The sequence below is a fragment of the Micromonospora sp. NPDC047557 genome (genome assembly GCF_043205095.1).
Taxonomy (GTDB): Bacteria; Actinomycetota; Actinomycetes; order Mycobacteriales; family Micromonosporaceae; genus Micromonospora.
Genome location: NZ_JBIDDK010000007.1, coordinates 306,147 through 314,549 on the forward strand (window position 1 = coordinate 306,147; position 8,403 = coordinate 314,549).

General features: G+C 67.8%; 8 protein-coding genes and 3 tRNA genes. All 11 read left to right on the forward strand.

The annotated features are described in order from the left end of the window. The first annotated feature begins 69 nt into the window (after positions 1–69). The gene (locus ACGGAQ_RS19370; protein ID WP_393051136.1) at positions 70–1,335 is read left to right on the forward strand and encodes a pentapeptide repeat-containing protein; all 1,266 of its coding nucleotides are present in this window, start codon (positions 70–72) and stop codon (positions 1,333–1,335) included. A 1,117-nt stretch (positions 1,336–2,452) separates the two neighbouring features. After that, complete coding sequence (locus ACGGAQ_RS19375; RefSeq protein WP_393051093.1) at positions 2,453–2,578, forward strand: hypothetical protein; 126 nt, start codon at positions 2,453–2,455, stop codon at positions 2,576–2,578. A 60-nt stretch (positions 2,579–2,638) separates the two neighbouring features. Further along, a complete protein-coding gene (locus ACGGAQ_RS19380) occupies positions 2,639–5,167 on the forward strand; it encodes a putative bifunctional diguanylate cyclase/phosphodiesterase (protein ID WP_393051095.1) in 2,529 nt (842 codons plus the stop codon). 93 nt (positions 5,168–5,260) lie between these two features. After that, positions 5,261–5,333, forward strand: a tRNA-Thr gene (locus ACGGAQ_RS19385). Between the two features lie 24 nt (positions 5,334–5,357). Beyond that, positions 5,358–5,430: transfer RNA gene (locus ACGGAQ_RS19390), tRNA-Met, on the forward strand. Between the two features lie 132 nt (positions 5,431–5,562). Further along, a complete protein-coding gene (rpmG, locus tag ACGGAQ_RS19395) occupies positions 5,563–5,730 on the forward strand; it encodes a 50S ribosomal protein L33 (RefSeq protein WP_007073056.1) in 168 nt (55 codons plus the stop codon). A 125-nt stretch (positions 5,731–5,855) separates the two neighbouring features. Continuing rightward, positions 5,856–6,302: a MaoC family dehydratase N-terminal domain-containing protein gene (locus ACGGAQ_RS19400; protein WP_393051100.1), complete on the forward strand. Its 447-nt coding sequence runs from the start codon at positions 5,856–5,858 to the stop codon at positions 6,300–6,302. Position 6,303: 1 nt separating this feature from the next. Then, positions 6,304–6,696 (forward strand): MaoC family dehydratase, encoded by a 393-nt coding sequence (locus tag ACGGAQ_RS19405; RefSeq protein WP_393051103.1) that lies wholly within the window; start codon positions 6,304–6,306, stop codon positions 6,694–6,696. Between the two features lie 129 nt (positions 6,697–6,825). Then, positions 6,826–6,898: transfer RNA gene (locus ACGGAQ_RS19410), tRNA-Trp, on the forward strand. Between the two features lie 212 nt (positions 6,899–7,110). Continuing rightward, positions 7,111–7,503, forward strand: a complete 393-nt coding sequence (secE, locus tag ACGGAQ_RS19415) for a preprotein translocase subunit SecE (protein WP_393051106.1) — start codon at positions 7,111–7,113, stop codon at positions 7,501–7,503. Positions 7,504–7,542: 39 nt separating this feature from the next. Next, positions 7,543–8,265 carry a transcription termination/antitermination protein NusG gene (gene nusG / locus ACGGAQ_RS19420; RefSeq protein WP_234583445.1) on the forward strand — a complete coding sequence of 241 codons (723 nt, stop codon included), beginning with the start codon at positions 7,543–7,545 and terminating at the stop codon, positions 8,263–8,265. The last annotated feature ends 138 nt before the right edge of the window (positions 8,266–8,403 follow it).

Below are 8,403 nucleotides of genomic sequence, written 5' to 3' on the forward strand. Positions count from 1 at the left end.
ACCTGCTGACGGTAAGGGTGCGTCTGGCTGCTGACTGCTGAGGTGAACAGATTGGGAGACAAGTTGGACATGGAGTTGCCCCCAGCGAAAGGGCCGGCCCGATTTGGGCGCCGTGCCGCAGCCAGCCCGGACCTGCCTGCCGACGACCAGGTGCCGGCGCTGCAACTCTGGCATATCGGGTGGTCGTTGGCACTAGCTTTTGCGGGTGCCTTGGCGGTCGTCGGCGTGCTATACATCGCTGCGCTTTCGTGGGCGGATTGGCCACGCATTCAGCGGGACGGGAGCGTCAAGGCAACGACGCTTTTCGAATTGGTGAAGCTTGTACTTGCCGTTGTGGCGGGTATTGGTGGCGTAGCAGCCTTGGTGGTCGCCTACCGCCGACAGCGGGTCGCAGAGCACCAGAACGCGTTAGCGCATGCTGACGGCCGGCGCGCCGAAGAGGCCAAAGCTCTTGCGCAGGCGGCCGACAAGCGGGCAAAGATCGAGACTGATCGCAACGGCATCCGGCTGTTCAACGAACGCTTCACCAAGGCATCCGAGCAGCTCGGGTCGGAGAAGGCAGCCGTCCGTCTGGCGGGCGTCTACGCCATGGCCGGCCTAGCCGATGACTGGCGGGAGGGGCGGCAGACCTGCATCGACGTCCTTTGCGCCTATCTCCGCATGCCCTACGCCCCACCCCCAGATGCCTTGAACGAGATGCCGTCGCAGGTCAACGAACCGTCGCCGGCTGCGGACGTGGACACGGCGCGGACCGCTCGCGAGGAGCGGGAGGTGCGTCATACCGTCATCCGTCTCGTCGGTAGGCACTTGCGCCTTGCTGACGACAATGCAACCTCCTGGCGTGGCTGCGACTTCGACTTCACCGGTGCAGTCTTCGACGGCGCGGACCTCGCGGACGTCACGTTTAATGGTGGGCGTGTGTCCTTCGCGGGGGCCCAGTTTATTGCTGGGCGCTCGTACTTCAGTGGGGCAGTGTTCAGTGGTGGGCAGGTGTCCTTCGTTAGGGCAGTGTTTGCCGGCGAGGAGGTGTCATTCGACGGGGCAGTGTTCAGTGGTGGACGGGTGTCCTTCGCCAGGGCGGTGTTCAGAGGTGTGCGTGTGTCGTTCGATGGTGCGGAATTCACAAGTGGGCGAGTGCACTTCCTCAACGTGGCGTTCCGCGATGGGGTTACATCGTTCGACGGTGCTGTGTTTGGCCGGACGGTGCTATTCGGCGAGGCGGTGTTCAGCGGCGGCCGTGCCAACTTCGCGGGGGCAGATTTTCAAGTCCCTCCGAGATTCGACAATTGGCCCGGAGGGCGGCCCCCGGACGGTCTCATCTTGCCGAGGTCGTAAGCCCGGTGGGCGTGGGCAGATGGTGGGCGACTGGCCGGCGCTCTCCTGACCTGACGGGTCGAACCCCAGGTCGCAAGTGCTGCGGTAGTCAACATCGCTGACGCCCTGTAAATCCGTCGCGAAAGCTACAGAGGTTCGAATCCTCTACCCGCCACCAGGTGCAGACACGGCCCCTGACTAGCAGAGATGCTGATCGGGGGCCGTTGTCGTTTGTCCGGCCGAGTCCGGCCGTTGTCGACTGGTTGTGGGTACGTCGATCATGTCGCTGTGAGGTCTTCTGCGGCTGCTCGTGCTTCTAGGGAAACCGGAGGGATCTCCTGACGGATGCCGAGCGGATCGGCCTGCAACCGAAGGCCGTTGTCTCTTGATGTGCACGACCGGCTCTGCACAGGGCTCGTGCACTCTCCTGGTGCCTCGCCGTCGACCGGCGTCGTGGCTGCCACAGGGTTGGGCCCAACTGCCGGACGTGGCCCCCAGCGCCATGGCGACGGTCCCGCCAGGCAGCTACGTCGAGGGGTCTCTCCATGCTGGGCCCACTGGAACAAGGCGGGTACTTCGCGGCCCACGAGGTGCCGGAGGCCGAAATGTGGGCCCCGTTCCGACTGCTGCGGTAGGACACTGACACGCCTGCTTGAGCGCCGGTACGCCTGATGGCGCACGCAACTTGCATCTTTGAGGGTCGATGGGATTGCGCAGGTGAGCTGCGTCTATGCTGTTGACGGTCGGGCGGTGGCAGGAGGCGTCGTTCATGTGAAATGAACCCGACGAGGTACTGGCGAGATGGCGCGGAGCCGGTATGGTGGTCGATGGCCGGACTCAAGGCGCGCGTTCGAGTCACGTCGACCGATGTTACTGAGCGTAACGTTCGAACCGGATGTGTCGAGTGCTTATAGGTGGACCCGGATTGCGTTGAAGGTCGTTTTCAGCACTGCGCGCAGCGGTGAACTGTCTCGCAAGCTCGTGATCTGGCCCAGTGTGACGAGGGCGGTGGGCCGAACGGCGGGAAGTAACAGACGGTGGGGCCAGTCAGGCGGCCACCACTTCTCTGGTTGCCCGTGCTGTGGCACGATCGTGGAACCTCCACTACCCCACGAGACCTTCCGACAGGAGCAATCTTATGTCTGGTCGTAGGTTGGGCCGGCTGTATGGCTCGCTCCTCATCCTTGCCGCCGTCGCCACCATGGTCATCGCCAACCACGGCGTACCCGCCGATTTGCACCTCACGGACGTCGTCTGGGTCTGACGACCCCTGTCCGACGGGCCACCGCTTGTCAAGGGACACGCCACACCGCCAGGGAGCGGAATGATCGCGCGGGACCAGTTGAGGCGCAGGTCGTCGGAAGACGCCTGGATCATCACGGCTCCGCTGATCCTTCTGGCTGTCGCCTGCGCGACCCTCACCGGTCTGGTATCCGACCGGCCGTTCGGCGACTGGCACTGGGCAGCGCTCCTTCTCGCGGCGATGATCGCCGCGGGTCTGCCGCTGCTGGTGCTGGTCGCCCGCCGGCAGTCGGTGGCCATGACGCTTACCGAGTTGCCGCTCGTCCTGGCGCTCTACTTCCTGCCGCCGTTGACGGTCGTCGTCATCTACACGCTCGCGTCCCTGGTGACCCAACTGCGACACCGGATCACGGCGCCCAAGGTGTGGTTCAACGCGGCGCGGGCCGCCGCCGGGACGTCGCTCGCCACTCTCGTCCTCCAGGCGTTGCCGCCGAGGTCGGGTGTCGGCCCGACGACGTGGGTGAGTCTCTGCTGCGCGATCAGCGTGGTGTTCCTGGTGAGTCTCACCGCCGTCATGTCGGTGCACACCCTGTTGCAGGGCTGGCAGGCCGGCCGGGAAGCCCTCCGCGCGGCGCCGTCACTGCTCCTGACCGCGGGCATCAACGTCGCCGCCGGTCTGGTCGTCCTGATCCTGATCAAGGCGTCCTGGTGGTCGTTGGTGCCCCTGGCCGCGCTGGCGGCCGGGCTCGCTCTGGTCTATCGCTCGTACACCCAGTTCTTTCGCCAGCACCGCACGCTCACCGACATGTACGAGCTGAGCATGGCGGTCGCGGCCAGCGGCCAGGACGGCACCCTCGTCGATGCCCTACTCGGCCGGGTGCGCGCGCTGATGCAGGCCGAGTACGCCACCCTCTGGCTGCCCGCACAGGGCCGTCACCCCGAGATTCTGCTCACCGCGCGAGTCGAGGATTCTGGCCTGCTGGATCTGTCCCTGACCCCGTCGGCGTTGCGGGAGAAGGTGTTGGAGACCGCTCGCCCGGTGACTGTCGGCCGTGGCGTGACAAGTGATCCCGAGTTCAGGGCCAGCCTCGCCGAGCGGGGGGTCAAGGACACGGTGGTCGTTCCGCTCCGCTCAGGTGGTGTGGTGATTGGGACTCTTGAGGTCACCAACCGGCTCGCCGACCCGCTGTACTTCACCCAACGCGATATCTCGGTATTCGAGACGGTGGCCGCCCACGCCTCTGTGGCGCTCGAAAATTCGCGGCTTGTCGACCGCCTGCGGCACGACGCCTACCACGACACCCTGACGCGGCTGCCCAACCGGCGGCGCATCACCGCGGCGCTGGACGAGTCGGTCAAGGTTGGCGCGCCGGGTGAGGTGGTGGCGTTGCTGCTCTTCGACGTCGACGGATTGCGCCAGGTCAACGAGTCCCTCGGCCACGCCGCCGGGGACAAGGTGCTCGTCGAGGTCGCCGACCGGCTGCGGGCCAGCGCGCCGTCGTCGGCCCTGGTGGGTCGCGTCGGTGGGGACGAGTTCTTGGTGACCCTGCGTCTGGAGAACGCCGACGCGGCGCTGGAGCTGGCCGAACAGCTGCGCGACCAGATCCGCGACGAGATGGTCTTCGACGCGCTCACTCTGGACGTGGACACCGCCGTCGGGGTCGTCGTACACCCGGATCATGGCAGCGATGCCGCGACCCTGCTGCTCCGCGTCGATCTGGCGGCGAACGCCGCCAAATCGGTGCCCGGCAGCGTGCAGTTGTTCAACCCGGGCCTGGAATCCCGGTCGTTGCGCCGGCTGGGTCTCGCCGGTGACCTGCGTCAGGCGTTGGACCAGAACGAGCTGGAGGTCTACTTCCAGCCCAAGGTGACCTTGCGGGACCGGCGTCTGCTCGGTGTCGAGTGTCTGGCCCGGTGGGAGCACCCGACGCACGGCACCGTCGCTCCCGAGGACTTCGTGGCGGTTGCTGCGCACACCGGCCAGTTGAGTCGGCTCACCGAGGTGGTGCTCCGCGAGGGTCTGCGGCGCAGCCGGGACTGGGCCGAGGCCAACCAGCCGCTGCCGATCGCGGTGAACCTCGCCGCCCGTACGCTCACCGACCAGCACTTCCCGGACCGGGTGCAGGAGCTGTTGACCGAGTACGGGGTGCCGGCGCAGCGCCTCACGCTGGAGATCACCGAGTCGGGGGTCCTGGACGGCACGGACCGGCCGATCCCGACGCTGCGCAGGCTCCGCGATCTCGGCGTCCGGCTGTCGGTGGACGACTTCGGCACCGGTGACTCCTCGCTCGCCCACCTGCGCCGGCTGCCGGTGCACGAGGTGAAGGTGGACCGGTCCTTCGTGCAGGGCATGGCGACCGATCCGGGGGACCTGGCGATCGTCAACGCGGTGGTGACGCTCTCTCAGCAGTTCGGTCTGGCCGTGGTCGCCGAGGGTGTGGAGAGTGAGCTGACCCTGGAGCTCCTTCAGGACATCGGGTGCGAGATCGGCCAGGGCTTCCTGTTCAGTCGACCGCTGCCGTACGAGCGGTTGGCGGCCTGGTTCGGCGCTCAGGTCGACCCCGAAACGATCTCCGGTGGGGAGCTTCCGCGGCTGCGTGTCGTGCCCTGAGCTGGGCGTAGACGATCACCGGGGATCCGATTTCACCTGTCGAGCCGGGCCGTGTACTCTTACTTCTGCGCGCCCCACGGGGAGATCGCGCAGGCCCCCTTAGCTCAGTCGGCAGAGCGTCTCCATGGTAAGGAGAAGGTCTACGGTTCGATTCCGTAAGGGGGCTCGAGGGTTCAGCTGGACCCACCGCGGCGGTGTAGCTCAGATGGCAGAGCAAGCGGCTCATAATCGCTGTGTCGCCGGTTCAAGTCCGGCCACCGCTACTCTCGTCTTCCGGGCTCGTTCCCGGTGGTCGTGGAGATGGGCGCCACTGGCGCCCACTTTGCATGTCCGCGCAGTCAGCGTCTAGGCTGACGCGTCGTAGTTGTTTCCGTTAGCGAGGAAGGCACTCCGCCGTGGCGAAGGCTACCGATGTCCGGCCGAAGATCACTTTGGCGTGTGTGGAGTGCAAGGAGCGCAACTACATCACGCGCAAGAACCGCCGGAACGACCCCGACCGCATCGAGCTGAAGAAGTTCTGCCCGCGCGACGGCCGGCACACGGTTCACCGCGAGACCCGCTGATCTCTGGCCGGCACACGCCGGCCATTGACGAGGCCTTTCCAATCGCCGATCTGACCGGTACGGCGCGGCTCAGCCGCTGCCTGCCGACCAGATCGGCGATTGTGCTTCCCGTGTAGGTTCGCGGCATGTCTCTGGACCCTTCCTTCGTCGGACGGACGTATCCGCCGACCGCCCCCTACCAGGTGGGCCGAGAAAAGATCCGTGAGTTCGCCACGGCCATCGGCGCCACCGACGCGGCTCACCACGACCCGGTGGCGGCGCAGGCGCTGGGTCACCCGGACGTGGTCGCCCCGCCGACCTTCCCGGTGATCGTCACCATGGCGGCGAGCCGCCAGATCATCGAGGACCCGGCCCTGGGTGTGGACTTCAGCCGGCTGGTGCACGGCGACCAGCGGTTCGCGTACACCCGGCCGGTGGTCGCGGGCGACGAGCTGGTCTGCACCAACACCATCGAGGACGTCAGCAGCCGGGGCGGGCACGGCTTCCTGACCACCCGCACCGACGTGAGCACCGTCGCCGGGGAACCGGTGGTCGCCGTCTGGGCCCGGTACGTCATCCGCGGGGAGGGCTGAGATGGAGCTGCCAGCCAAGACGTTCCGGGTGACCCGGGCCGACCTGGTCCGCTACGCCGGCGCCTCGGGTGACTTCAACCCGATCCACTGGAGCGACCGGGTCGCCACGAAGGTGGGGCTGCCCGGGGTGATCGCGCACGGCATGTTCACGATGGCCCTGGTCGGTCGGGCGGTCGCCGAGTGGGCCGGGGCGCCCGACGCGGTCATCGAGTACGGCGTTCGGTTCACCCGGCCGGTGGTGGTCCCCGACGACGACCAGGGGACCGAGATCGAGGTGACCGCGCGGGTCCGTGAGGTGACCGAGGACGGCCTCACCCGGCTCGATGTGACCGCGACCTGCCTGGGGGAGAAGGTGCTCGCGCAGGCGCGGGCGACCATCCGGACCGCGCGCTGAATCGGGTCCGCCACGCGTGGCGGGGAGACCGGTTGGGAAAGTCGGGTGCCTACCCGTACACTGGTCCGCCGTGGGGCAAGTGACCCCTGCACGGTCGTCTGTGACCGCGTGGGGCGAGTGTTGCCGCACAGGGGTGTAGCTCAATTGGCAGAGCAGCGGTCTCCAAAACCGCAGGCTGCAGGTTCAAGTCCTGTCACCCCTGCGCCTCAGGCCTGACCGTTCCCGTGGGTCGCGCCGCCGACAAGGTGGCGTCCGGCCCGTGGTGGTGGCATCGGCGGGGTGGTTCCGAGGCATTCGGGCCCCCGGTTGATCCACCGGCCGCGGCCCGTCGCGGGACGGTTCGGCCCGGCCGGCGTGACCAGCGCCGCGCACGCCGCCCGGCGTGCGACCCGAGATTCCGCGACGGAGGGCGAAGTGGCCGACAACAAGCGGCGCGGCGAGGACGCCGGCGACGATCGTCTGGACGACGAGATCGTCGACGACGTAGCCGACGACGACGCCTCCGGCGCGGACGAGCCGGTTTCCCGGGGAGGCACCGCGACGCGGTCCCGCGCCCGGGCGGAATCGGCGGACAGCCGGCCGACCACGAGGTCGGAAACCGGTCGGGTGGGCGTGTTCGGCCGCATCGCCCGGTTTTTCCGCGAGGTCGTTGCCGAACTGCGTAAGGTCATCTGGCCGACCCGCAAGGAGTTGCTGACGTACACCGCCGTGGTGGTCACGTTCGTCGCGGTGATGCTGACGATCGTGGGCGTGCTGGACTACGGCTTCGCCAAGGCCGTGTTGTTCGTCTTCGGCAACTCGGACTGACCGGCTGTCTCCAGCCGATAGTGACGGAAGTGAGCGAGCGTGCCTGAGTACGACGAGACCGCCGGACCGGTGGACGAGCAGTCCACGGTCGCGACGGCGGCTGGTGACGAGTCGGTTGAGGCCGCCAGCGAGCCGGAGTTCCCCACCACCGAGCCTGCGCCGGACGAGGAGTACGACCCGGTCGCCGAGCTGCGGCAGAAGCTGCGCTACGCCCCGGGCGACTGGTACGTGGTGCACTCGTACGCCGGTTACGAGAACAAGGTGAAGACCAACCTCGAGACCCGGATCACGAGCCTCGACATGGAGGACTTCATCTACCAGGTCGAGGTGCCGACCCGGGAAGAGGTCGAGGTCAAGAACGGTAAGCGTTCGCAGATCCAGGCCAAGGTCTTCCCGGGCTACATCCTCGTCCGGATGGAGCTGACCGCCGAGTCCTACTCGTGTGTCCGCAACACCCCGGGCGTGACCGGCTTCGTGGGTGCGACCGACCGGGCCGACCGGCCGGCGCCGCTCTCCCTCGACGAGGTGCTGAAGTGGCTGGCGCCGGCCGTCGAGACCGAGCAGAAGAAGGCCAAGCCGGAGATCAAGGTCCTCGACTTCGAGGTCGGCGACTCGGTCACCGTCACCGACGGCGCGTTCGCCTCGCTGCCGGCCACGATCAGCGAGATCAACGCCGACCAGCAGAAGCTCAAGGTGCTGGTGTCGATCTTCGGCCGGGAGACCCCGGTGGAGCTCAACTTCAACCAGGTCGCCAAGATCTGACCGGTCGTGGGGGGGGGGGGCCGCCCCCCCCCCCCCGCGGGCGGGCCCCCCCCCCCCCCCCCCCGGGGGCGCCCGGGGGGGGGGCGGGGGGGGGGGGTGTGGGGGGGGGCGGGGCCCCGCCCCCGGCCGGCGGGGGGC

Coding starts and splice junctions, on each gene's coding strand:
- ACGGAQ_RS19370 (WP_393051136.1), top strand. CDS start 70: ATGGAGTTGCCCCCAGCGAAAGGGCCGGCCCGATTTGGGCGCCGTGCC.
- ACGGAQ_RS19375 (WP_393051093.1), top strand. CDS start 2,453: ATGTCTGGTCGTAGGTTGGGCCGGCTGTATGGCTCGCTCCTCATCCTT.
- ACGGAQ_RS19380 (WP_393051095.1), top strand. CDS start 2,639: ATGATCGCGCGGGACCAGTTGAGGCGCAGGTCGTCGGAAGACGCCTGG.
- ACGGAQ_RS19400 (WP_393051100.1), top strand. CDS start 5,856: ATGTCTCTGGACCCTTCCTTCGTCGGACGGACGTATCCGCCGACCGCC.
- ACGGAQ_RS19405 (WP_393051103.1), top strand. CDS start 6,304: ATGGAGCTGCCAGCCAAGACGTTCCGGGTGACCCGGGCCGACCTGGTC.